Annotated in this window: 8 protein-coding genes and 1 pseudogene; 1 reads left to right on the forward strand and 8 read right to left on the reverse strand. The window is 64.2% G+C overall.

Annotated elements, in window-relative coordinates; genetic code table 11:
* Nucleotides 1-7 precede the first annotated feature (7 nt).
* From QMK17_RS09670 to QMK17_RS09695, 6 genes and pseudogenes are all read right to left on the reverse strand, one after another.
* On the reverse strand, nt 8-14662 hold the full coding sequence (locus QMK17_RS09670; protein WP_283508600.1) for a non-ribosomal peptide synthetase: 14655 nt from the start codon (nt 14660-14662) through the stop codon (nt 8-10).
* A 291-nt stretch (nt 14663-14953) separates the two neighbouring features.
* Complete coding sequence (locus QMK17_RS09675; RefSeq protein WP_283508602.1) at nt 14954-16996, reverse strand: PhoX family protein; 2043 nt, start codon at nt 16994-16996, stop codon at nt 14954-14956.
* A 79-nt stretch (nt 16997-17075) separates the two neighbouring features.
* Complete coding sequence (locus tag QMK17_RS09680) at nt 17076-17804, reverse strand: amino acid ABC transporter ATP-binding protein (protein WP_283508604.1); 729 nt, start codon at nt 17802-17804, stop codon at nt 17076-17078.
* A 2-nt stretch (nt 17805-17806) separates the two neighbouring features.
* Nucleotides 17807-19591 (reverse strand): annotated as a pseudogene (locus QMK17_RS09685) (ABC transporter substrate-binding protein/permease).
* 292 nt (nt 19592-19883) lie between these two features.
* Entirely contained in the window at nt 19884-20648 is a 765-nt protein-coding gene (locus QMK17_RS09690; protein ID WP_283508606.1) for an LLM class F420-dependent oxidoreductase, read from the reverse strand.
* Between the two features lie 17 nt (nt 20649-20665).
* Entirely contained in the window at nt 20666-21130 is a 465-nt protein-coding gene (locus QMK17_RS09695; protein WP_442972736.1) for a TIGR04338 family metallohydrolase, read from the reverse strand.
* A 185-nt stretch (nt 21131-21315) separates the two neighbouring features.
* On the opposite strand from QMK17_RS09695, the gene QMK17_RS09700 reads away from it, so the two are divergent.
* A complete protein-coding gene (locus QMK17_RS09700) occupies nt 21316-23583 on the forward strand; it encodes an HNH endonuclease signature motif containing protein (protein WP_283508609.1) in 2268 nt (755 codons plus the stop codon).
* A gap of 268 nt (nt 23584-23851) precedes the next feature.
* Here the strand turns inward: QMK17_RS09700 and QMK17_RS09710 are convergent, their stop codons facing one another.
* Together QMK17_RS09710 and QMK17_RS09715 are read right to left on the reverse strand one after the other, a co-directional pair.
* A complete protein-coding gene (locus QMK17_RS09710) occupies nt 23852-24181 on the reverse strand; it encodes a TfoX/Sxy family protein (RefSeq protein WP_283508611.1) in 330 nt (109 codons plus the stop codon).
* 101 nt (nt 24182-24282) lie between these two features.
* Nucleotides 24283-25239 carry a hypothetical protein gene (locus QMK17_RS09715; RefSeq protein WP_283508613.1) on the reverse strand — a complete coding sequence of 319 codons (957 nt, stop codon included), beginning with the start codon at nt 25237-25239 and terminating at the stop codon, nt 24283-24285.
* Between the last annotated feature and the right edge of the window lie 6 nt (nt 25240-25245).

The following is a 25245-nucleotide window of genomic DNA, read 5'->3' on the forward strand; positions in this document are numbered from 1 at the left end:
AGCCATCTCACGAGGCAACACCCGCGTGAGCGATGTGCTGTTCGACGAGCGGTCCGACGGCGCGCAGGGCGGTGGTCGACGTCATCTGCCAATGTGTTTGCGGCACCGAAAAATTGGAGATGGTACCCCGGACGTACGGGTGCCACGTCGAGAGTCCTTGGCGTTCCTCGTGCGCAGCCCCGACGTACAGGACGTCGCCGTCGTATACACCGGGTTGATGCCGCAACGCGAGCTCATGGTTGTGCCTGGCCGCGGCAAGGAGTTGTTCCACGTCCGCACGGTCGATGACGCCGGATCCGGCGACGAGGGAGGGAAGCGAGTCCAGGCTGATCAGTTGGCCCTCGATGTTCGTCCCGTCGATTCCCGGCACGGTGATGCCGACGGCTTCGAGGAGGTCGGAGGCGGGGAGTTCGGTGTCCCAGATGTCGTTCGGTTGCACGGCGTGGCTGTCCAGCATGACGAGCGAACCGACAGTCTTGCCGAGTTCCCTGAGCCTGACGGCGATGGCATGCGCGATGGTGCCGCCGAGCGACCACCCGAGCAGATGGTACGGGCCGTCGGGAGCGATCTTTTCGATCTCGTCGATGTACCGCTGGGCGAGAGCCTCCAGCGAGTCGGGGAGCTGTGCTGCGCTCGGTGTCTGGATTCCGTAGATCGGACGATCGGTGTACTGCTTCAAACCGCCGTAGCACCAGGACAATCCGACGATCGGGTGGATGCAGAACAGCGGCGCACCCGAGCCGGTGGTGTCGATGGGGAACACGATGTCGAAGGACGAGCCCGACTCGCTTCCGGAATCGATCAATGATGCAAGCGATTGCGGGGTCGGATCCGCAAGGAGCGCATGCAGCGACACCGAGGTTCCGGTCGCTTCGCGAAGTGTGCGCAGTACGCGCATCGCGGTGAGCGATGACCCGCCGAGTGCGAAGAAGTCGTCCGCCACGCCGACCTTGCTCTGGCCTGTGTCTTTCATGTCGAGTACCTCCGAGAATGTTTCGATGACGAGCTGTTCGGTCGCCGTGGACGGTGGTCGGTAGTGACGTCGAGCGCTGGTGAACTCGGGGGCCGGGAGCGCTCCGATGTCGAGCTTTCCTGTCGGTGTTCGGGGAACCGATTCGAGTGTCATCACTGCGGACGGGACCATGTAGGCGGGTAATGCTCTGCGGGCGTGCGCCAGCAGGCCGTCGGAACAGCCGAGGACGTAGGAGACGAGCACCGTCTCCCCGGATCCGGTGGTGTGTCCGAGGGTGACGGCGAAGTCGATGCCGTCGCGCGCGCAGAGTACGGCGTCGATCTCGCCGAGTTCGACGCGGAAGCCGCGGATCTTCACCTGCGTGTCCGCGCGTCCGCTGTACCGCAGCGCGGCGTCGGCCGTCCACCGGACGATGTCGCCGGTGCGATACATCCGCCCCCCTCCGTGCGGGTCGGCGACGAACCGGGATGCTGTCAGTGCGCTTCGTCCGTGATACCCGCGTGCCAGAGCAGGGCCTGCCAGATACAGCTCGCCTGCACTACCGATGGGGACCGGATGCAGACGCGAGTCGAGCACCAGAGCTTCGAAACCGATTATGGGCCTGCCGATGTCGAGCGGCAAGCCCGCCTCTACCTCGCCGAGGGTAGAGATGTCGGTAGCTTCGGTCGGTCCGTAACCGTTGAGCATCACCCGCCCCGGTGCCCACCGCGCGACGAGTTCGGGGCCGCATGCTTCGCCGCCGACACAGACGACCTCCAGCTCGTCCAGGCCGGCGGGATCCAGACTGGACAACAGGGACGGTGTCGTCAGCGTGTGGGTGACGTGTTCTGCCTTCAGGAAGTTCACGAGTTCGTCGCCACCGAGAAGTTCCGGCGGAGAGACCACGAGTGTCGCGGACGCGGACAGTGCGGACACGATCTCGCCGACGGCCATATCGAAACTCGGCGACGTGTTGTGCAGGAATCTCGAGGTCGGCGTGATCCGGTGCAGCCTTCGCCTCGACTCCGCGAGGTTGGCGAGTCCGCGGTGGCTGACCGTCACGCCTTTCGGGAGTCCCGTCGATCCCGAGGTGTAGATCATGTACGCCGCCGTGTCGAGGTGCACGGGTCCGGTGAGCTCTTCGGCGCTCACCGGATCCGTTGTTGCCCGTGTCAGTTCGGCTCGATGTTCGGTGTCGTCGAGCTCGAGCCAGTTGACGCAGCCGGGGAGCCCGCTGCGATGCGCGCCGAGCGTGATGCCCATGTCGGCCCCCGAATCGCCGACCATGTGGCGCAGACGATCAGCTGGATACGCAGGATCCACCGGGACGTACGCGGCACCGGTCTTGGTCACCGCCCACACTGCAAGTACGGAGTGCAGAGACCTCGGCAGACCGATGGCCACCACGGTCTCGGGTCCGACGCCGTACCCGAGCAGCACCCGGGCGAGCCGGGTCGACTCCTCGTCGACGTTGCGATAGGTGTGGTCCTCGCCGTCCCAGCGCACTGCCACTCCGTCGGGATTGCGGGTCACGGCCTCGGCAATCAACTCCGGCAACGTACGCGCCTCGACGGATCGTTCACCTCGAACCGGTAGCAGTGCCGCGCGTTCGGCCGTACTCAGCATATCGATGTCACCGACGGCAGCCGTCGGATTCCTCACCGCGGCAGCGAGAATACGTTGAAACCGCTGCGCGAAGTGCTCGGCCGTGGACTCGTCGAAAAGGTCGGTGCTGTACCTCAGCGAACCCTGAAGAGTCTCTTCGTCTTCGGCCAGCGTCAACGCCAGATCGAATCGGGTCACGCCCGATTCGTACGGGAATTCCGAGACGGTCAGACTCGGCAGTTCCATTGTCTTCGGCCGAGGAGGCTCGTAGGCAAGCAGTGCCTGGAACAGCGGGGAATGCGACGTCGAGCGGGTGGGCCTGACCGCGTCGACGACCTTCTCGAATGGAACGTCGGAGTTGGCCAACGCGTCGAGATTGGTGTCGCGGACACTATCGAGGAGCTCACCGAATGTGGCGCCGCCTCGAACTTCGTTGCGCAACACCAGAGTGCCGACGAACATACCCACGACGTCGTCCAATGCCCCTACGCCGCGGCCGGACACCGTGGTGCCGATTGCGATGTCGGTGGACCCGGACAGCCGCGACAACAACACCGCGTAGGCCGCGTTCATCACCATGAACACCGACGCGCTGTGACGATGCGCCAATGATCTCGCGGCCGCCAGTACTGCGGTGTCGACGACGAAGTCGACGTGCGCGCCTCGCTGAGATGCGACGGCGGCGCGTGGCCGGTCGGTCGGCAGTTCCATGACGTCGGGTAGCCCGGCCAATGTCTCACGCCAGTAGCCCAGTTGCCGGGAGGCCACCGAACTCGGATCGGTGTCCGATCCAAGAATTTCGTGCTGCCACAGCGCGAAATCGGCGTACTGAACGGGCAGCGGATCCCAGGGTGCGGGCGCTCCGTGCACCCGCGCCGCGTAAGCCGAGACGACGTCGCGTGCCAGCGGAACCATCGACACGCCGTCGGCGGAGATGTGGTGAACCGCCAGCAGCAGCACGTACTGGTCGAGCGAGGTGCGAAACAGTGCTCCTCGCAGCGGAACTCCGGTAGTGACGTCGAAGCCCCGACCGAGCACGTCCGCTGCGGCACCCAGAACGGCACTCTCGTCCAGATCGCGTGGCTCGAGGTCCAGTACGACGCTGTCGGCAGGCAGAATCACCTGGTGCGGATCGCCCGTTGCCGGATAAAGCGTGCGTAGTGATTCGTGGCGTTCCACAACATCGCGCACCGCCTTCGCGAGCGCGGCACTGTCGAGAGATCCGGACAGCCTCACGGCGAATCCGATGTTGTAGGCCGCCGAGCCTGGATCGGCTTGGTTGAGCAGCCACATCCGACGTTGCGCTGCCGATAGTGGAATCCGCTCCGGCCGCGGCAAGGCGCGCAGTGCAGGCAGATCGGAGGACTCGGCCGAGTCCACCGCAGCGGCCAAACCGGCAACCGTCGGCGATTCGAACAGAGCACGTACGGCCAAGTTGGTCCCGGCCAGCTCGTTGATACGGGCGAGCGCTCGGGTAGCGACGAGCGAGTTGCCACCGAGGTCGAAGAAGTCGTCGTCGACCCCCACGCGCTCCACTGCGAAGACCACGGCGAACACGTCGGCAACGATCACTTCGCTGTCGGTGCGCGGGGCGATGTATTCCCGCGTGCGGAACACCGGTTCGGGCAGTGCGCCGTGATCGGTCTTTCCAGCCTTCGTCATCGGGATTCGGTCGATGATCGTCACGGCGCGAGGCACCATGTGTGCAGGCAGCGAACGCGCGGCGTGGATCGTTATCTCGGGCAGATCGACAGCGGAAGCGAGAACCACGTAGCTCACGACGCTGTCGGCTCGGACCACGGACACCGCATGTTCGACGCCGGGGTGGCGGGTCAGGACAGCGTCGACCTCACCGAGTTCGATGCGGAAGCCTCTGATCTTCACCTGATGATCCGCGCGGCCGTGGTACTCGAGGTCCCGGGAGAAAGTGCCACCGGCACTGCGGACCCTGTCCCCCGTCCGGTACAGCCTTCCACCCCTACCGAAAGGATCGGCTACGAATGCTGTTGCTGTAGAAGTGAACTGGCCGATGTACCCACGGGCCAGTGCGTCGCCGCCGAGGTACAGTTCGCCGATCACTCCTGCAGGCACCGGGTGCAACCGAGAATCGAGCACGTACGTGTCGACGCCTCGTATCGGGCCGCCGATGTGGATCGGTGCGCCAGGGACGAGCGGGTCGGTCATCGTGGTGGCGACGGTGGCCTCGGTGGGGCCGTAGGCGTTGAACAGCGATAGCCGATCCGCCCACACTGCTGCGAGCTCGGGCCTGCACGCTTCACCTCCGACCACCAGCACGCGGAGATCGGGCACCGAGTCCGGATCGATGGTTGCGGCAGCAGCAGGCGTCAGGAACGCGTGGGTGACGCCGCGCAGGGCAGCGGTCAACTCCGCTCCGCCGTACGTCTCCGGCGGCGCGATGGTCATCGTGGCACCGGCGCCGATGGTCAGCAGTAGCTCGAGGATCGATGCATCGAAGCTGGCCGATGCGAAATGCAGAGTCCGGCTGCCATTGTCGACCTTCAGCCGCTCGGTCAGCTCGGCGATGAGGTTGGCGAGCCCGGTGTGTGTGACGGTGACGCCCTTGGGTACGCCCGTGGATCCGGAGGTGTAGATGATGTAGGCCGGATTCTCGGGTCGGAGCGGACTTCGGAGTTCGTCCTCGGTGATCGGGAAGGCAGAACCGGAGCGGGCATCCAATTCGTCCGGGTGGATCCAGTCGAGATCGCCTGACCGGATGGATTCCGTAATGCCCAGTGTCGCCTTGGAATCGGTCAGGATGTGTTCGATACGCTCGGCAGGATAGGTCGGATCGACGGGGACGCACGCGGCGCCCGTCTTGGCGACGGCCCAGAGCATCGTGATCTGGGTGGCCCCGCGCGGCAACGCGATGACCACCGAGGTTTCCGGGCCTGCTCCGCGCGCGATCAATGCGCGGGCGATACGGGTGGAGGCGTCGTCGAGTGTCGGGTAGCTCAGTGTGTCGGTGCCGGAGATGACGGCGTCTCCCCCGGCGGAGGACACGACGGCTGCGGACAGCGCGCTCGGCAGCGTTCGGCGTCGCAGTGCGGGGGTTCCGTGCAGAACCGTCGGGTTCGGCGATGCGAGGTCACCGACGACGATCGTCGGATCGGCCACGCCTGCGCTCAGGATTGCCACGAACAGTTCGGCGAACGCCTCGGCAGTGCTCGCGTCGAAGAGATCGGTTGCATACGTGAAGGTTCCGTGCAGATCGTTGGTGCCGAGAGCGAGCTGCAGATCGAACTTTGCCACGGCGCCGACGGCGGGTAGCGGCGATACGGTGAGACCCGGCAGTTCCACCGTGGGGACGGGATCGTCGAGCGAGAGCATTACCTGGAACAACGGGTGATGAGCCGTGGAACGGCGCGGGCTCAGATCCTCGGCCACACGGTCGAACGGGATGTCCGCATTCGCGAACGCGGCGAGATCGCGGTCGCGAACCAGGGCCAGCAACTCACCGAACGTCGAGGCGGGGTCGACCGAGGTCCGTAGTGTCAGGGTCCCGACGAACATGCCGACGAGGTCGTCGAGCGCCGCATCGCCGCGACCGGCGACGGGGGCACCGACGGTGACCTCGCGCTCGCCCGACAGCTTGGCCAGCAGGACCGTCAACGCGGTGTGCACGATCATGAACTGTGTGGTGCCGGTGCTCCGTGCCAGGGCGGAAACGGCGGTGCGCGTGGCGGCCGGAACGGAGAACGTCACGGTGTCGCCGCGATGCGAAGCGACGGCTGGTCGTGGTCGGTCGGTGGGTAGCGGCAGGAGTTCGGGCACACCGCTGAGTTCTTCGGTCCAGAACGCGAGTTGCCGGGCGATCAGCGAATCCGGATCGGACTCGGAGCCGAGCGATTGCAGCATCCACAGCGAGTAGTCCGCGTACTGCACCGGCAGTGGTGCCCAGTCGGGAGCCCGGCCGGCACTTCGCGCGCTGTAGGCCAGCATCACGTCACGCGCCAACGGGCGCATAGACCAGCCGTCGGCTGCGATGTGGTGCGTGACCACCAGGAGAACGTGCTGGTCAGGAGCGAGTCGGAAGACCGCGGCACGGACGGGCGGCCGCTGCGTCACGTCGAATCCGCGTGCCGCGATGCCGACAATGGCACCGGTCAGCATCTGCTCGGTAGTGTCGCTGATCCGTACATCGAGGCTGTCGGAGTTCAAGACGCTCGAGTCGACGATCACCTGGCGTGGTCCATCGGGTGAATCGGGGTAGACGGTGCGCAAGGCCTCGTGCCGATCGAGAACGTCGAAGACGGACTCGACCAAAGCATCTGCGTCGAGCGTCCCGGTCAGCCGTACTGCGGCCGCGATGTTGTAGGCACCGGAGCTGGGGTCGAACCGGTTGAGCAGCCACATTCGATGTTGGTTCGGTGCGAGCGGTATCGACAACGGCCGTGCCACCCGATTCAGAGCTGGCCGGCCGGCGGCGGCGGTCAGTCGCCCGACCAGCCCGCGGACCGAGGGGTTGTCGAACAGGTCGCGCACCCCGACGGAGGCACCGAGCTCGGCGTTGATTCGAGCAACCACTTGTGTTGCCGTCAAGGAATTTCCGCCGAGTTCGAACCAGCTGGTGGTAGCGCCAACTCCTGGGGCAATACCTGCTGGGGCGATACCTGCTGGGGCGATACCGAGAACCTCGGCGAATATCCGTGCCACAACCATTTCGGACTCGCCTGACGGCGGCACGATGTCGGTGGCCGAGGCGACTGGCTCCGGTAGCGCAGACCTGTCCAATTTGCCGTTGCGGCTCAACGGGAGTCGAGTAAGCGGAACATATGTCGACGGGGTCATGTAGGCCGGAAGTTCGGACTCGACTCCGCTGCGGATATCGGCCTCGGTCGCGGAGCCGCACACGTAGGCAACGAGCCGGTCGGAATCTCCGGTTCCTCGAACAGTGGCAACGGCGCTGGTAACGCCGGGCACCCGCAGGAGCGCCGCTTCGATCTCGCCGAGCTCGAGGCGCTGACCTCTGAGTTTGACCTGGAAGTCGTTGCGGCCCACATACTGCAGCTCCCCGCTCAGGGTCCACCGAACAAGGTCACCGGTTCGGTACATCCTGCGGCCGCCCTGATGCGGGTCGGCCACGAAGCGGTTCGAGGTCAGTCCTGGCCGACTCACGTAACCGCGGGCGAGTTGATCGCCGGAGAGATAGAGTTCGCCGATCGTGCCGATGGGGACGGTACGCAGTGCCCAGTCGAGCACCTTGACCTGTGTGTTCCACACGGGCACGCCGATCGGAACCGGACCGGAGTCCGTCCCCTCGGTCCGGTGATAGGTGACGTCCACCGCAGCCTCGGTAGGACCGTACAGATTGTGAAGTTCTACATCGAGCGCAGTTTGAGTACGCTGCACGCTCGAACGAGCCAATGCTTCGCCGCTTGCAAAGATCTGGCGCAGCGAGCCTCGGTCGGTGTTGTCTCCCTGCGCCAGAAACAGATCGAGCATCGATGGTACGAAGTGTGTGGTGGTGACGCCTTCGTCGCGGATCAACGAAGACAGGTACCTCGGGTCGCGGTGGCCTTCCGGCTCGGCGATGACGGTGCGTGCCCCGGCAAGGTGCGGCCAGAACAGTTCCCACACGGACACGTCGAACGTCGTCGGGGTCTTGTGAAGGACGACGTCGGTGCGGTCGAGCGGGTAGGTGTCCTGCATCCACAGCAGCCTGTTGCCAATGGAAGCATGCGATACCGCAACGCCTTTCGGCATTCCGGTCGAGCCTGAGGTGAATAGAATGTATGCGGTGTTGTGGCCCCGCAACGGTGTACGGCGCTCGGAGTCTGCGATCGGTGAGGTTCGGTATGCCGAAAGGTCGAGTGTGAGCGGATCGATCACCGGGACCGCGCTGTCCACTCGCGAGCCGAACACCATGACCGGCGATGCTGTCTCGGTCATGTAGGCGATCCGGGCGGCGGGAAGCGACGGATCGAGGGGCAGGTACGCGGCCCCGGCGTGAACGATGGCATGGATCACCACGAGCTGCTCGATCGAACGCGGCATCGAGATGGCCACTACGGATTCCGGTCCGACATCTCGTGAGATCAGGAACCGAGCGAGGCAGTTCACGCGTGCAGCGAAGTTCTCGAACGTCAATGATCGACCGTCGAACACAACGCACGTGTCGCTGCTGTTCACCCTTCCCAGCAGATCGACGAGTGTCGTGGACTGCAGATCGACGGTGGTTGCGTTCCAGTCCGAGACGATCGCACGACGCTCCAGCGCGCCGAGCACGTCGATGCCGACCACCGGGGCGTCGGGGCGCTCGGCCATGGCGAGCAGGACGCGCTCGAGCCGCTGCGCGATCGAGTCGACCCGTGCTTCGGAGAGCGCGTCGGGTGAAAAGCGCAGCGTCATGGTCGGTGTCGGCTCGAGCACGGTGACCAGGGTCAGCGGGTAGTGCGTCGAGTCGGCCACCTCGATGCCGAGCACCCGCATCCCGCCGATATCGGTGTCGGCATCGAGTGCACTGTGATCGATGGGGTAGGACTCGAAGACTGCGAGAGTGTCGAAGCCGGCGCCCGGGCCGACCGCCGCCGTGATCTCGGCAAGGCCGACGTGGTGAACATCGAGCAGTTCCACCTGCTCGCGTTGAATTCGTGTCGCCGCACTCCGCACGGTGTCACGAACATCGAGGCTCACTCGCAGCGGAAGGGTGTTGATGAACAGTCCCACAGTCTCTGTCACGCCGGCCAGCTCGGCGGGCCTGCCGGAGACGGTGGCGCCGAACACGACGTCGGGGCGTGAGAGAACTGTCGACAACACTATCGACCACGCTGTCTGCACAACGGTGTTGATCGTGACCTGAAGTGACTCTGCGATGCCGCGGAGAGCCGCGCCGTCGATTCGAACGTCGACATCCTGGGGTAGCGCTCCGCCGACCGGGACGGCATCGGCCACCAGCGTGGGTTCGTCGACTCCGGAGAGGGCATCGATCCAGCGGGTTACACCGCCGTCGCGATCGGCCAACCAGAGAAGGTAGTTGCGGTAGGGCCTGGCCGGAATGTCGATGGTGGCGTCGGCGGCGTAGAGGACGAGCAGTTCCTTGATGAGGATCGGCATGGACCAGCCGTCGAACAGGATGTGGTGGTTGGTGACGACGAGCGCAGATCTTGTGGGCCCACTGAGCAGCGCGAACCGAATCAGTGGCGGCGCGGCCATGTCGAATGGGCGGAGTCGCTCCTCGTCCGTGAGCTGAGCCCAGTTGAGCTGCGCAGAGTCAGCGGTGTGCTCTTCGCGCCAGGGCACCTCGCACACGTCGAGAACTACCTGCACAGCAATGCCGCGCGAATCGTGAACGAAAGCGGTGCGGAGATTGTCGTGGCGGGCGAGCAACCGTGAAGCAGCACGGTGGAGCCGCTCGGCGTCGATACGGCCACCGAGTTCGAAGACGATCTGCGCGGTGTAGACGTCGAGGCTTCCTCGCGTCAACTCCGAGTGGAACAGCAGCCCACGCTGCAGAGGAGCGAGAGGCCACACATCGGCGATACCGCCGAAACGTGTGTGCCACTGGTCGAGTCGATTCTGGTCGATGCTGACGAGCGGGACATCGCTCGGAGTGAGCACTCCCGCTTCGGGGTCGCGCCCGTGCTCGGCCAGCGAGGCCATGTTCTGTGCCCAGAGGTCGGCGAGTGTGCGGACGTCGCGACGCTCCAGCACACCCGTCGGGAACCCGATGCGGGCGAACAGCGTTCCTTCCGATACCGCGGCGTTGATATCGAGCACCGATACGGTCAGCAGACGCTCACCGCTACCGGAATCGGCTGCAACGCTCAGGTCAGGCGTCCACGGTTGGCCCTGCATCGATTCGGGAACTCCCGTATCGACGCGGCCCAGGTAGTTGAAGCTGATGCGCGGGGATGGGGCGTCGCCCAAGGCCCCGCGGGCGCGCAGCGCTCCGTACCCGATCTTCGCCGACGGAACCGCGCGGAGCTGCTCCTTCACGGTCTTGACGATGTCGGCGGGCGAGAGGGCAGAGGTCAAAAGGGCGGGGGTCAAAAGGGCGGGGGTCGACGACAAGCGCACGGGGTAGGCGGCAGTGAACCAGCCGACAGTGCGGGACAGATCCGCTCCGCGAACCGATTCTTCCTCGCGCCCATGGCTTTCGACGAGGATGAGATGGGACTTCACCGCATTCCATTGCACCAAGGCAGCCGTCAGCGCGGCCAGGAGTGCATCCTCGGGCCCCATGCGGTACTTGGTTGCCAGCGCGCCGAGCAGGGAGTCGGTGTCCTCCCGCGACAGGCTCAGCTCCACGACCTGGGTGGTTGCACCGGTGTCGCGTCCGTCGAGTTCGCGGGACCCGATCTGCGTGCTCTCGCCGTTCAACACCTCCCGCCAGGCCGCCTCCTGCACGATGTCGAGGTCCGCAGTGTCGAGCTCGGCGACAGCGTGAGACCACCGGCGCATGGAGGTCGAAACAGGTGGCAGCGCAACAGAAGAGAACGCAGCAGCCAGGTCCGGCACCAGGATGCGCCACGAGACACCGTCGACCACCAGGTGATGCGCTACGAGGATCAGCCGTGGCCCGTCAGGCCCGCTCACGTGGACGACCTGAAGCATGACGCCTTCGCGTGGCCGCAACCGAAGTCCCGCTCGGCGAACAGCGTCGGCAACATCGGTCGTCTCGAGATCGGTCGTCTCGAAATCGGTAGTCTCGAATCTGACCAACGACTTGGCGTCGATGGTGCCAGCAGGCTGCACGTCGAGCTCGTCGCCGATCAGACGCGCGCGCAGCATGTCGTGGTGGTCGATGACGGCCGCCACCGCACGCAGCAGGTTGTCATGGTCCACGTCGGCAGGCGCGATCAGGACGAGTGCCTGATAGAACGAATCCAGGTCCGCGGGTTCCTGCGTGCGTGCCATTACCGATTCCGCGATCGGTAGCAGCGCTGTCGTGCCGATACCGCCGCCGGCGAGCTCGTCGAGCACGATGCGTTTTGCACCCAACAGTGCGACCTCGGCGAGCCCAGCCACGGTCCGACGCTCGAACACGTCACGCGGGGTGAACACCACGCCCGATGCCTTTGCCCGCGAAACCAATTGAATAGCAACGATGCTGTCGCCGCCGAGCTCGAAGAACGAGTCGTCGGCGCCGACGGAATCCCGCCCGAGCACCTCGGCCATGGACTCGGCGATCACCCGTTCGATCGGTCCGGCTGCGCTTCGGAATCCTGCGTTTTGGAACCCTGCGCTTCGGAACCCTGCGCTGTTCGCGCCCGCAAACGGGTCGGGTAGGGCCGACCTGTCGACCTTGCCCGACGCGGTGAGCGGGACGGTGTCCAGCTCCACCAGATGAACCGGAATCATTTGCGCCGTGAGGAACTCCGACGCGAGAGCGACGAGCGAGTCACGGTCGAACTCGTAGCCGGATTTGATCTTGACGTACGACACCAGAACGGCGCGTCCATCCCGTTCGGCAACCGTCGAGACCACGAAATCTGCAGACTGGTGCCAGGAGAGGACAGCGTCGACCTCGCCCAGCTCGATACGCATCCCGTTGAGCTGAACCTGGAAGTCGCTGCGGCCGACGAACTCCAACGCCGTCTCGGCGCCAGTTCCGCGCCACCGTACGACGTCGCCGGTGCGATACAGGCGAGCACCGGAGCCGTACGGGTCTGCGAGAAATCGGCTTGCCGTCAACGCGGGCCGTCGGTGATAGCCGCGAGCCAAACCTGCTCCGCCGAGGTACAACTCACCTGTCATGCCGATGGGGACCGGCCTGAGCCAACGGTCGAGCACTACTGCGGATGTTCCCTGCAGCGGGGTGCCGATCGAGATCCCGCGTGGATCGGTCTGCGTCGCCGACATGGTGACGACGATCGTCGTCTCGGTCGGGCCGTAGCTGTTACGAAGGTCGGCGTGGCCGCGCAGCCGATCGACCAGATCGGGCGGGCAGATGTCACCGCCGACGACGACCGACCGAAGCGAGGGGATCTTGTCCACGTCGACCGTCGACAGTAGAGCAGGCGCAGTGACGATGTGAGTGACGCCAGCGGAGACAAGCAGTGCGGTGAGTTCGGAGCCTCCGTACACGTCGGCCGGAGCAATCACCATCGAAGCTCCCGCGCTGAACGCGGCGAGCATCTCGAACACCGATGCGTCGAAACTCGACGACGAGAAACGCAGAACCCGAGAACCAACGTTCAACGCCATCTCGGGGCGTTGGTCGGCGGTGAATGCAGCGAGACCGCGATGACCGACGACTACTCCCTTGGGAGTACCGGTGGATCCCGATGTGTAGATAACGTATGCGGCGTGATCGGGGTGCAGCTTGGTGCGTCGGTCGGGGTCTGAGATCGCAGCGTCGGAGCGACTCGCGATTTCGCTCACGAACTCGGGATCGTCGAGGCCGAGCCAGTGCACTCGATCGGGAAGCGCGCCGGCCAGCGCGAGCGTGCTGAGCCCGACCAGAACTCCGGAATCGAGCACCATGTGCGCTATCCGTTCGTCCGGGTACGTCGGATCGATCGGGAGGAACGCTGCACCGGATTTTGCTGTGGCCCAGAAGGCTATGACGGAATCGACTCCGCGCGGCAATGCCACCGCGACCACGCTGTCCGGACCTGCGCCGCGGGTGATCAAAGCACGGGCGAGGGCGTTGCTTGCGGTGTCGAGTTCGTTATAGGTGACAGTGCGGTCGCCTTCGACCAACGCGACACCATCGGGATTTTTTTGGACGCCGAGCCCGAGGATCTCGGGCAGCAGTGTCCGCGCGGGGCTGGAGCTGCCTCTGGCCGGCACGATCGTCGCAGTCTCGGCGGCGTCGAGAATATCGAGACCGAGTACCGGGAACGTAGGATCGCTGGCGAGAAACTGGGCGAGGAGGCCGATGAACCGCTGGTAGAGGTCCTCGAACACGTCGCGGGTGTAGACGTTCGGATTCGCCTCGAACTCGATCCGCGCGCGCGCACTGTCCACCGGGGGGTAGATGTTGACCGACAGGTCCTCGACTGGGCCGGTGGAAAGGACGTTGAACCTGCCGGTTCGAGGGCCGAACCGTACGTCGGTTTCATAGGCCATGATGTTGACCGCCGGCCCGAAGAATCCTCGATGTCCCTTGCTCGCGCCTGCGTCGCGGCGGATGTCCTCGGCGCGATATCGCTGATGGCGGAGCGCTCCCGTCAATTCGAGTTGAACGGCTTCCACGAGAGAGCCAATGGTGGTGTCGGGCCCAATTCGCGCCCGGATCGGCAGCACGTTCGAGATCATCCCGCCCGATCGGCGAAGAAGTGCCGTCGTGCGGCCCGCCACCGGCAGGCTGAGGACTACGTCGTCCGCCCCGGTGAGGCGGGAGAGAAATGCCGCGACGGCCGAGACAGCGATCGGAGCAAAGGCCGAGTCGAGTCGTTGTGCACTGCGCGCCAGCGCACGTTCGAGAGTCTCCGGCAGTGACCCACCGCAGAGACGCGACCGGGCGGCCGGCGGCGCCACAATCCCGGTAGGACTGATGGGCGTGGGGAGATCCCGGGTCTTGTCCTGCCAGTAGAGCCGGTCTTTTTCGAAGCGCGAGGACTGTCGGTACTCGGTTTCGGCTGCGTACACATCTTCGAGCGGTCCAGCTTTCGATGGCGACGGTTCGACGCCCTCGATGCGGGCCGTATAGATCTCGGCCGCACGATTCATCAGCCGAACCGCACCGTAACCGTCGAGCGCCAGGTGGTGGACATGGGAGTACCAGAACGTGCGTGCTGTATCGATTCGAAGCGTCGCGGCTTTGATCAGCGGATCGGTGACCAGATCGATCGGCTCGGAGTATGCGCCTCGCATCCATTCGAGTGCCGCGCCCTCGGGATCGGCCTCGCCGGAAAAGTCGAGTGTCTCCGAATCGTTGCCCGCTGGCGTTTCGACGTACTGATGAGGTTCACCGTCGATCTCGATCAGACGGAGCGACCCGGCACCGAGTTCCGCAGCAGCCTGCCGCGCGGACTCGCGCATTCGATCGTGGTCAAGATCTCCGCGGACGTCGATGTAGTTGGCGATGGTGATCGGAACGTCGGGCATGAGGTGCTGCGCGAACCACAGGCCACGCTGCGCTGCTGTGAGCGGGAACGGGTCCGTCTGGGCGGCTGTTACGGTGTCGGCCGATTCCACAATGCGCTCTCTCGATTACCGGAGCGTGGTCCCGGCGGAAAATTGTGGGATCGACTAGGCGAGCGCTGCCCCGAGACGCCGTTCGCACTGTGGTCGAAAAATCCCAACCGCTGGGTTTGTCATTCCCGAGGTTTACACAATCGTTACCATCGGTCAACCGTCGTAACCGTCTCGCTGAACACCCGCCGAGAAGTCACAAAACGGTCATCCGGATTGGATGACACCTAACAACGACGAAGGCCCGCGCGACCGCCGGTGAGCAGTTAACGCGGGCCCGTTCGTCCGGTTCTGTCAAGCTTTCCAGACCGCGACCATCGACGGACGTGGCTGCGAATCGCCGCCGTCGGGCCAGTGCGACATGGGGTTGTCGGCCGATGCCTCGTCGAACTCGCCCGGGTGCTGGACCGATACGACGACCCGTTCGTCCTGCACGATGGGACCACACGTCTCGGCCCCTGCGGGAACCGTCAGGAACTGCCGTGTCTCTCCGCGACGCTCGCCGTCGAGGACGACGGCGAACAGTCCGTCGTTGGAATCGAGGGCGTTGCCGTCCGTCGAGATCCACAGGTTGCCCTTGGAGTCGAACGCCAGGTTGTCCGGGCAGGAGATCGGGCTGACCTGGGTTTTGTCGAAGCCCCCGTAGTAGGTGTCGGCTTCGCCTGGATCCCCCGCGACGATCAGAAGGTTCCAGACGAAGGTGGTACCCGCGTGGTCGTCCTCCAGTTCGAGGATCTGACCGTTCTTGTTCTTGTTGCGAGGGTTGGCCTCGTCGGCTGCCGCTTTGCCCTCGGTGCCGCGGTTCGTGTTGTTGGTCAGCGCGACGTACACCTTGCCCGTGACCGGGTTCGGCTCGAAGTCCTCGGGCCGGTCCATCTTCGTGGCACCGACCTTGTCGCCTGCCTGACGGGTGAACACGGCGACCTCCTCCGCGGACATGCCCGGTACGAGTGACTCGCCCTTGCCGTCCTCGCCGGTACGCAGCAGAGGGATCCACTCGCCTTTGCCTGCGAACTTGCCCGTCGACGGAACTGTTCCGCTGCCATCGATCGCATCGGGTGCGTCACCGGTCAGCACCGCGACGTACAGTGTTCCCGCGTCGAGCAGTGTGAGGTTGTGACGCTTGGCCGCCTGCCCGTTGCCGGACATCATCTTTCGGCTCGAGATGAACTTGTACATGTAGTCGAAACGCTCGTCGTCACCGCTGTACGCGACGACGGTGCCGTCGTCGGTGACGTAGATCGTCGCCGCCTCATGCTTGAAGCGGCCGAGCGCGGAGTGCTTGATCGGAGTGGAGTTCGGGTCCCACGGATCGACCTCGACGACGTATCCGAAGCGGTTGACCTCGTTGGGCTCCTGAGCAAGATCGAAACGCTTGTCGAAGCGTTCCCACTTGCGATCACTGGCAGCGCCCTCGATGCCGTACCGTGCAAGCCGCTCTGCGGCAACAGGTTCGGTGACCGACTCGGCGTTGCCGAAGTATTGGTTGATGTTCTCCTCGCCGGAGAGCACGGTGCCCCACGGGGTGAGTCCGCCCGAGCAGTTGTTGAACGTGCCGAATGCCGTAGCACCGGTCGGGTCCACCGAGGTCTTGAGAAAGTCGCTGCCCGCCGCGGGGCCGGTGATGGTGAACGCCGTTGTACCGGTGATACGACGGTTGTACTGGCTGAACGCAGGCGTAAGCTTGCCGCTGCCGTTCTCACCGTTCACCTGCAGTACCGAAAGACCATGTGCTGCAAGGGCGATATCGAATTGCTCGCGGGTGGGATTCTCGGCGTCGTATCCCTTGAACAGGAATGGTTCGGTGGTGTACTCGTGGTTGACCACCAGGAGGTAGGAGTTGTTGCTGCCTTCCATCGGCAGCAGGCCGGCGAAGTCGTTGTTGAAACCGAACTGCTTCGCCTGCGCCGCAGCGGTCTGGTTGTCGAAGTCGAATGCCGGTGCACCCTCGACCACCGGGTCGCCCCAGCGGACGACGACAGCCTGCTCGTAGCCCTCGGGAACTACGACGGCGTCTTCGGTGTTCGGTGCCACCGCAGTGAAGTCGACACCGTCCACCGGCGGAGTCGTCGTGGCGCCTGCAGAGCCGGTGGCTGCCGGCTCGTCGGTACTGCACGCGGCGAGAACGCTGCCCGCCCCGACCGCGACCACGGCCATCGCGCCACCGCGGAGCACTCCGCGCCTCGTCATCGCAGTCTTGACGACGTCGCCGAAGTACTGGCCCTTCGAGGTGTTGGGAACCGCGTGGAAGCACGCATCGCCGCATTTGTACTTGCAGGTCATATTCGAGCGCGAGGAACTTCCGTCGTGCGTCGTCAGGATCGGGAGAAGCTTCATGGAACGGCACAATGTCAGTCAAAAGCAAAAGTAAAGAAACGCTCAGGTGAAGCGCCGGAGAACGAGGATGCCCTAAGTGCTACAGCACCTGCGACAGAAAAGTCTTCAAACGATCGGTGTGTGGATCGTCGAAAAGCTGTTCCGGCGTTCCGGTTTCGACCGCGCTACCGTGGTCCATGAACAACACCTTGTTGGACACCGAACGTGCGAAGCCCATCTCGTGGGTGACGACCACCATAGTCATGCCGCCCGAGGCGAGATCTGCCATCAACGCGAGAACACCTTTGACGAGTTCGGGGTCGAGGGCGGACGTGGCCTCGTCGAAGAACATGATTTCGGGCTTCATCGCCAGCGCCCGAGCGATCGCGACGCGCTGCTGCTGTCCGCCGGACAGATTGCCCGGCCGCGAATCCGCCTTGTTGGCGAGGCCGACGAGCTCGAGCTGTTCGAGAGCCGCGGCCTGTGCCTCGTCCTTCGACAGACCCTTGAGTTTGCGTAGTCCGAGCGTGATGTTGTCGACAACGCTCTTGTGCGGGAACAGGTTGAACTGCTGGAACACCATGCCGATGCGCTGACGCAACTCGTCGGGGTTGTCCTTCAGGACCGACTTGCCGCCCAGGAGGATATCGCCCTGATCAGGCTCGTGCAGTCGGTTGAGTGCGCGCAGCAACGTGGATTTACCGGATCCGGAGGGCCCGATCACGGTGGTGGTGTTGCCGGCATCGACGTGGACGTTGACTCCGCGCAGCACCTTGTTGGTACCGAATGCCAGATGAAGATTGGTGCCGGTGAGGGATACGGATGGCATGTCTACCTCTCCACCACGATGGACGCCTCGACTGGATCGAGGGTTCCCGAGGTGTCGGCTTTGCCGGAGCGCAGCCGTTTGTCGATGAAGTTGACGAGGTGCGTGAGCGGGATCGTCAGGATCAGATAGAAGACACCTGCGGCGAGCAACGGCGACAGGTTGCCGGTCTGCGCGGCCGTGTCCTGTCCGACTCGAAACAGCTCACGCTGCGACGCCAGCAAACCGAGGAAGTAGATCAGCGAGCTGTCCTTGATCAGCGAAATGAACTGATTCACGATGGCAGGCAGCACCCGCCGGATGCCTTGCGGAACGACGACGAGAGTCATCGACTTCCGATAGCTGAAACCGAGAGCACGCGAGGCTTCCATCTGGCCGGTGTCGACACTCTGGATGCCGGAGCGAAAGATCTCGCCGAAATAGGCCGCTGCCATCAACGACAGTGCGGCTATCCCCAGCGGGAATGGGTTACGGCTGCCGGTCAGTTGGGTCAGTGTCGGTCCGAAACCGAGACCGATGATCAGGATGACGACGGCGGCCGGCAGTCCGCGAAAGATATCTGTGTAGATCCTGGCGGGCCACCGGAGCCAGCGGGTGCCGGAAATACCGGCAACCGCCAATCCGAGACCGATCACCGTACCGATGACTCCGGATGATGCAGCCAGAATCAGGGTGTTCGGCAATCCGACAGTGATCAGCTTGGGGACCGTTTCACCGATCAATTCCCAGTTGAAGAACGTGTCGTACAGATTCGACAATGTGCTCATTTTTTTCGAGAACTCAGATCAGCTTGCAGGCAGAACGGAAGCCTTGCTGCCCGGCTTCCAGTCGGCTGGAACCTCGCGGTCCGGGTACCACTCCTTCTCTAGGGTGTTCCACGTTCCGTCGGCGACCACGGCGTCGAGACCGGAGTTCAGTGCGTCGATCAACGGCTGGTTGTCCTTCGCGATTGCGAACGCCGTGAAGTTGGTCGTGTTGATCGTCTTCTCGAGGATGGCGACGCCGTCCTCTGCCTTGACCTGGCCCGAAGCCTGCTGCGACGGTGCGACCCATGCGTCGATCTGGCCGGACTTCACGTTGGCGTACGCGGTGTTGTAGTCCGGGAACCGAACCGGCTCGATGCCGAGCGTGTTGGTGACGTAGTCATCCTGGACGGTGCCCTGAACTACGCCGACGCGCTGCTGGGCGTCGAGGTCCGCGATGGTCTTGACCGCGTAATCGTCCTTCGCGACGAGCGCCATCTCACCGAAGTCGTATCCGTTGGTGAAACCGACGGTCTGGCGGCGAGCGTCCGTAGTCGAGATGGACGAGGAACCGGCGTCGTACACCTTGTTGTTGACAGCGGCAAGCAGGCCGGAGAACTCGGTTGCCGAGAACTCGACGGTGAGATCGAGTTTGGCTGCCACGGCCTTCAACAGTTCGTTGTCGAATCCGGTGAAGTTGCCTGCATCGTCGATGAAGATGTTCGGCGGGGCGTCGGACAGTGTGCCTACGTACAGGGTGCCCGGTTTGATCAGGCCGAGCTTCGAGGTGTCGATCTGGTCGACCGGGGCCACGTCGGCGGTCGTGTACTTGTCGAGGGAGGCCTGGTCCGAGCCGGCGAGGGCGTTCTCGCCCGTGCCACCGGAGCTGTTGTCGCTGGAGCAGGCGACGGCCCCGAGCGTGAGTGCGAGCGTCGCAGCCACGGCTGCGATGACACGGCCGCGTGTACGTCGACTGTTCAAGAGTGAACTCCTTGTTGTGCGGGGCGAGCTATTCGGATCAAAGGCCTCTGAGGCTAGCGCGGTCATGCCGCGGCCCGGAAGTCAGATTGCGGTTGTGTTAACCACCTCTCATTGCCTGGTATTCCCGCTTAGTAGATTTCGCGAGGGCACGACCGGAATCATGTCCGTAATCTTGTTGTACAAGGACAGGATTGGCGCTATCGCTCCTGGCTCGATCGCTTCGGCGGTCCATCTCGTCTCAGAATTTCTCGTTCTGCTTCGCTCGCCGCCGAGAAGGCGTGCATTGTTGTTTCGGTCATGGCCGTAGCGTGCACGCGTTGCTTAGATTTCGGCACCTATATTTGCCGAAAGGGCAAAATCATGCGGTGGAGTTGCGCCATGCGATGGCCGCCTTCAGTTCGGTGAGGTCGAAGTCGGGGCCGCCGGTTCCGACGGTGAACAGCGTGGCGCCGGCGTCGACGAATCCCTGAGCTTTATCAGCTCCTGGCCACGCAACCGAACGTGCAATAACGGACGCGTCGCGCCCCACGGTCTCTCCGTGCTCCGCCAGGATGCCGGACTTGCGCTTCAGTTCGTCGAGGTCTGCGAAGCTGTGCCAGATGTGCGCGTACTCGGCAACCATCTTGAGGGTCTTCTTCTCCCCGCCTCCTCCGATGAGGATCGGAATCTCACGTGTCGGTGAGGGATTGCCGACCGCGAGGCGGTTCTTGATGCGAGCGAGGTTGTCCTTCAACAAGTTCAGACGCGAACCGGCGGTACCGAAGTCGTAGCCGAAGTTGTCGTAGTCCTTCTGGTTCCATCCACCACCGATGCCGAGAATCAGCCGACCGCCGCTCATGTGGTCGACGGTGCGCGCCATATCGGCGAGAAGGTCCGGGTTTCGATAGCCACCACCGGTGACCAGCGCGCCGATCTCGACGTTCGAGGTCTGCTCTGCCCAGGCGCCGAGCATGGTCCAGCACTCGAAATGCTCGCCGTCGAGATCTCCGTACAGCGGATAGAAGTGGTCCCAGTTGAACACGATGTCCACTCCGGCATCCTCGGATCGCAGTACCGCGTCGCGGATCAAGCCGTAGTCAGGGGCATGCTGGGGCTGTAGTTGAACTCCGATTCGTATCGTCATGCCTTCCATGATGCCCCTCACCCGATTTTCACGCCCGTCTCCAGCATCGTCGTGCGCAGCAGGAATCCGGCTTCCTGTCCGATGATCTCGCCGACCAGTGTCACGAACCGGTCGACGAATTCGCCACCGTGCGAGGGTGTGTCCGATTGTTCCGGCTGAAAATGATGAGCCAGCTCGTGCAGAACGACGAGTTCCCGTAGCGCCCACGCCTCGTTGTGGCGATGCATCGGTACCGCGATGGTGTGCGTGTCTCGTTCGTAGTGCGATGCGCCCGCTCCCGAACGTTCACGGACATGTACGACGGTGCCCGCATGTGGCCATGTCTCGCGAATCCAGTTCAGCTCGAGGATGGCGTCGACGTAGCCCTGTATCGAATCGAGGGAGGCGAACTTCCGCTCGATCGGCAGTGTGATCGCCGAGCCGAGGATCTCCACGGTGCGTAGGTTGCGCTCATCGGCACGGTCGAAGATGACACGGACCATCGTTTCGGCCTCGTACACCTTGGAGCGTTGTGAGTCCCTGTTCTTCACCGCCGCCAGAGTAGTTGGGGCATACGACAGATGTGTCACCGGCGCCGAATTCCCTACTGGGGGTTCGTTTGTGGAGGAAGGGGTTCGTTTGTCAGACCCCTAGACAGCAGCGCTTCCAGAGCACTATTCTCGAACACATGTTCGACTACGGGGATTCAGCAGCGACAGTCGCACGCCTGGCGATCACCGACATCCACCACAGCTGGGACTACCACCAGAACTGGGACAGCGACACCACCGTCGCCGGACTCCTCGGCGTCCTACACCGCGACCGCATCACCGAAAACACCCAACGCGCCCGCATCATCGAATCCATCGCCGACATCCTCGACATCCGCACCATCGACACCGAAGACACCGAAGACGACCCCGCCGAAGCACACCGCGAAGCGCTCTGCGAAACCGCCGCCGCCCTCGGAGTCTCCCTCACCGTCGCCCGCCAGATGCTCACCGTCGCCGACACCCTCACCCGGCTACCACTGACCGCGATCCGCTTCGTCTGCGGCACCCTCGACTGGGCCCACCTCACCGTCATCACCGACATCCTCGCCGCCGCCCCCGACCACGTCATCACCGCCATCGAACACCACGCCCTCGCCGCCGCCGAACGCTACAACCCCCGATCCCTACGCACCCGAATCTGGCACCACTGGACACGCCAGGACCCCGACAGCGCCGCGCAAGCCCACACCGCCGCGAAGAAACGCGACTCCGGCGTCACCATCGACCCCGCCGATCACGGCATGGCAGTACTGACCGCGCGCATGAGCGATCTCCACGGCGCCGAAGTCGACGCCCTGATCACCGAGATCGCCGCCACCGTCTGCCCGAAAGACCCCCGAACAGCCAAACAACTCCGCCTCGACGGCCTCCTCGCCCTCATCCACGGTGAACACGCCCTCGAATGCCACTGCACCCCCGGCCCCGAAAACCCAGAATGCCCCGTCGCCGGCGATGCCGACACCAACCCACCCCGCCGCGGGCATCTACTGCAAATCCTGATCACCGTCGAAGCGCTCCTCGGCTTGACCACCGAACCGGCCACCCTCGCCGACGGCACACCCCTGGACCCCGCCCTCGTAGCCATGATCGCCGCCGACGCCCGCTGGCAAGCACTGCTCACCGAACTCGTCACCGTCCTCCACACCACCCAAGACGAAGCAGCAGCAGACAGTGCGCCGGCAGACAGTGCACCGGAACACAGTGCACCGGAACATAGCGCACCGGAAAGTAATGCAGCACCGTCCAACCCAGCCCGATCCGGAGCGCCGATACCGCCCTCTGCTCCCAGCGGCACCACAGCGCCCAATCCCGCCGCTGAACCCAATCCCGCCGCTGAACCCAGTCCCGCCGCTGAACCCAGCGGCACCACAACTGAGCCCGCCGCCCACCCGACGCCAGAGACCGCACCTGCGACCACGTCGGCACGCGAGAGCGCAAGCCCTGCAGCGGAAACGAGCTCCGCCCAACCGGCAGTTCCAGCCGCAGCGGAAGAGCCACCACTCTCGACAGACCCTGCCTCACCGTCCAACGAGCCAGCATCCCCCGGTCTGTGGTGCCCGGCGTCACCTACTGCGCTCACACCGCCCACTGACCCACCGGCACCGACCGGCGCTGCGCCTGCCGACCCGCCGACGCCGCCGGTCGCCCTCCTGCGGATCCTCGGCCGCGGACGGATTCGCCCCGCCGCCGCGCTTCCCGAATCGAACTTCGGCAGACCAGCAGCCTCCACCTCAGGGCAGGACTCTGCCCTGAGCCAGTACATCGCAGCCCTCCTCGCCCAGTACCGCACCGACCCCGCCGCCGGGATCCTCGACGCCGCCGGGCACGGCGGCCTCAGCGCACCACCACCCGGCGCCCTCACCTACACACCATCCGCAGCGACAGCAGCACTCGTACGCACCGCCTACCGCACCTGCACCTTCGCGAACTGCGAGATCCCCTCCGCGCGCTGCCAACTCGACCACATCGTCCCCTTCGACCACCACAACCCGTCAGCAGGCGGCTGGAGCATCGCCTCGAACCTGCACCCCGTCTGCACCTGCCACCACCAAGCGAAAACCACCAAAACCTGGCACACCGTCATGCACTTGAACGGGGTGATCATCTGGACCAGCAACACCGGCCACGTCCACATCACCGTCCCCGACTTCGCCCCACCCGCTACGGTCACACCCCGCCGCCGACCCGGGCCCGCCCAAGAGTTCGATCCCACCGCGAAAACCTGGTGGGAAAACAACATGACCGCCCACCGCACACCACCGACCGCCGCCGAGGAACGCGCCGCCGACACCGACATCGCCCGCAACCGAATCCGCCGAATCAGACGCAAATTTCGGCAGCACAAAGCCATCCAACGACTACGACAACGCTACGCAGACGACCTAGAACCCCCACCCTTCTGATGAGGTGCCATCGAACCAGTTTTGCCCGCGTCTCGAGATTGTCTGGGTCAGGCCTTGCAGCTCAATTCCATGCTGTCATCCTGCTTTGACGGAAAGTTCACCGTCACAGAACCGTTCGCGGGATCCCGCACATAGTCGAGATACGGCATTGTGTCGGGATGGTCTGCGTCGAGGATTTGGAATTCAGCGTAGCCACCGAACCTGGCAGTTCCGTGTCCTAAAAATCCGGTGCCCTAAAAATCCGGTGCCCTACGAATCCGGTGCCCTACTACCGTGCCGAGCTTTCGTTGAATTCGAGCGCAACTCCGATCCACCATGTGAGATCTGCGTCGGACAGTCCTTCGGGGTCTACCGCGATCCAAGACTTTCCCATGTCGCGGCCGCCCATATCGGCGGTGCGGGCGCCAGGGTGTGCGGTGAGTTCGTCCGACCGCGAAGGATCGCATTTCAGCAACAGCCTTCCGTCGACAGTCGCGCCGGCTGCCAGCTTGCCGCGGACCATGAACTGCAGTCCACCGAACATTTTCTTCTCAACCACGGAAGGTTCGCCGGACAACGCATACCGGATTCGGTCGGCTAGCTCGACGTCATAGGTCATGGTCACCAGTGTGAGGCCATTTGCCCGCCACCACCAGGGCAAAACGTTGGCTCATCCAGCATCGGCACCGCACTCGCCGTACGCGTAATTCTTGGGATGATTCACGTGCGAGGCGCTTTCAGCTCGTATCGCTCGGTGTCGTCGACTCTATAAGCAACGACTGTTGCGAGGACATCGCGACCGGGAGGCAGGATGCGCACGGTCACCGAGCCCGTCTCGGCGGCAGCGAGGCGCGTCGCGATTTCGGTACGAAGCTCAGCAACTGTGCCTGCGTCGATCCCGTCGAGCCCGCCGTCGTCCAGGAGTTGGACGGTGACGCCGCGTGCGCGCGCGGCTCGTGCAGCAGAGGCGATTTCGGGAACGTAGAGCGCCCGTGCCCGAATACTGTCACGCAGGCTGGCTTCGACCAGAATGGCCTCGCGGGCGACAGCGTCGTCGGGTTCGGTTGCGCCTGCGAGGCGTACGAGCACCGGCCTGGCCAGTTCGTCCAATCTACGAAGCTGACGACGCCGTTCCTCGGCGGTCGCAGCGGCAGCTGCCTTGGCGACGCGCTGAGCCGCTTGCTCCTCGCGCAGAGCATAAATTGATGCCGCAGTAGGTCTGATGAGGTAAGCAAAAAAAGACGCCATCAGCATTACACCCACGGACGTCACGAACGTCGATGCCGCTGCCGCCAGATCGGGCGCTGCGCTCCAGTACAGGCAGAACGCGGCGACCTGTCCCGCCCATCCGGTGACGACTCGTCCACGGACACACAGGAAAACGCACATTGCAGCACCACTGCCGACGGTGGTCGTCACGGCTTGAGTCTGGGTTGTGGAGGTGTCGACGACGGTAAGCAGTACTGACAGTTGGATGGTCGGGAGTATGGCTACCACCACGGCGCACCACCGAGGAAGTGGATCGCCCGGGACCGCGACCAGTAGAACCGCTCCAACCGCAAGGAGAGTCACGACGATGACTCTGGCGAAGATGCCGCCGCCGGGGGGACCGAGCATGGCGATACCCGCAGCGACCACAAAGAGACCGACGACTACGAATGCGCCTTTCGACTGCATTCCGAT

Source organism: Rhodococcus sp. G-MC3, from assembly GCF_030063335.1.
GTDB lineage: Bacteria > Actinomycetota > Actinomycetes > Mycobacteriales > Mycobacteriaceae > Rhodococcoides.

Bases quoted from the DNA above. Each gene is read 5' to 3' on its own strand.
- QMK17_RS09690 (WP_283508606.1), bottom strand. From the start codon at position 20,648: ATGACGATACGAATCGGAGTTCAACTACAGCCCCAGCATGCCCCTGAC.
- QMK17_RS09675 (WP_283508602.1), bottom strand. From the start codon at position 16,996: ATGAAGCTTCTCCCGATCCTGACGACGCACGACGGAAGTTCCTCGCGC.
- QMK17_RS09700 (WP_283508609.1), top strand. From the start codon at position 21,316: ATGTTCGACTACGGGGATTCAGCAGCGACAGTCGCACGCCTGGCGATC.
- QMK17_RS09680 (WP_283508604.1), bottom strand. From the start codon at position 17,804: ATGCCATCCGTATCCCTCACCGGCACCAATCTTCATCTGGCATTCGGT.
- QMK17_RS09715 (WP_283508613.1), bottom strand. From the start codon at position 25,239: ATGCAGTCGAAAGGCGCATTCGTAGTCGTCGGTCTCTTTGTGGTCGCT.
- QMK17_RS09695 (WP_442972736.1), bottom strand. From the start codon at position 21,130: ATGGTCCGTGTCATCTTCGACCGTGCCGATGAGCGCAACCTACGCACC.
- QMK17_RS09710 (WP_283508611.1), bottom strand. From the start codon at position 24,181: ATGACCTATGACGTCGAGCTAGCCGACCGAATCCGGTATGCGTTGTCC.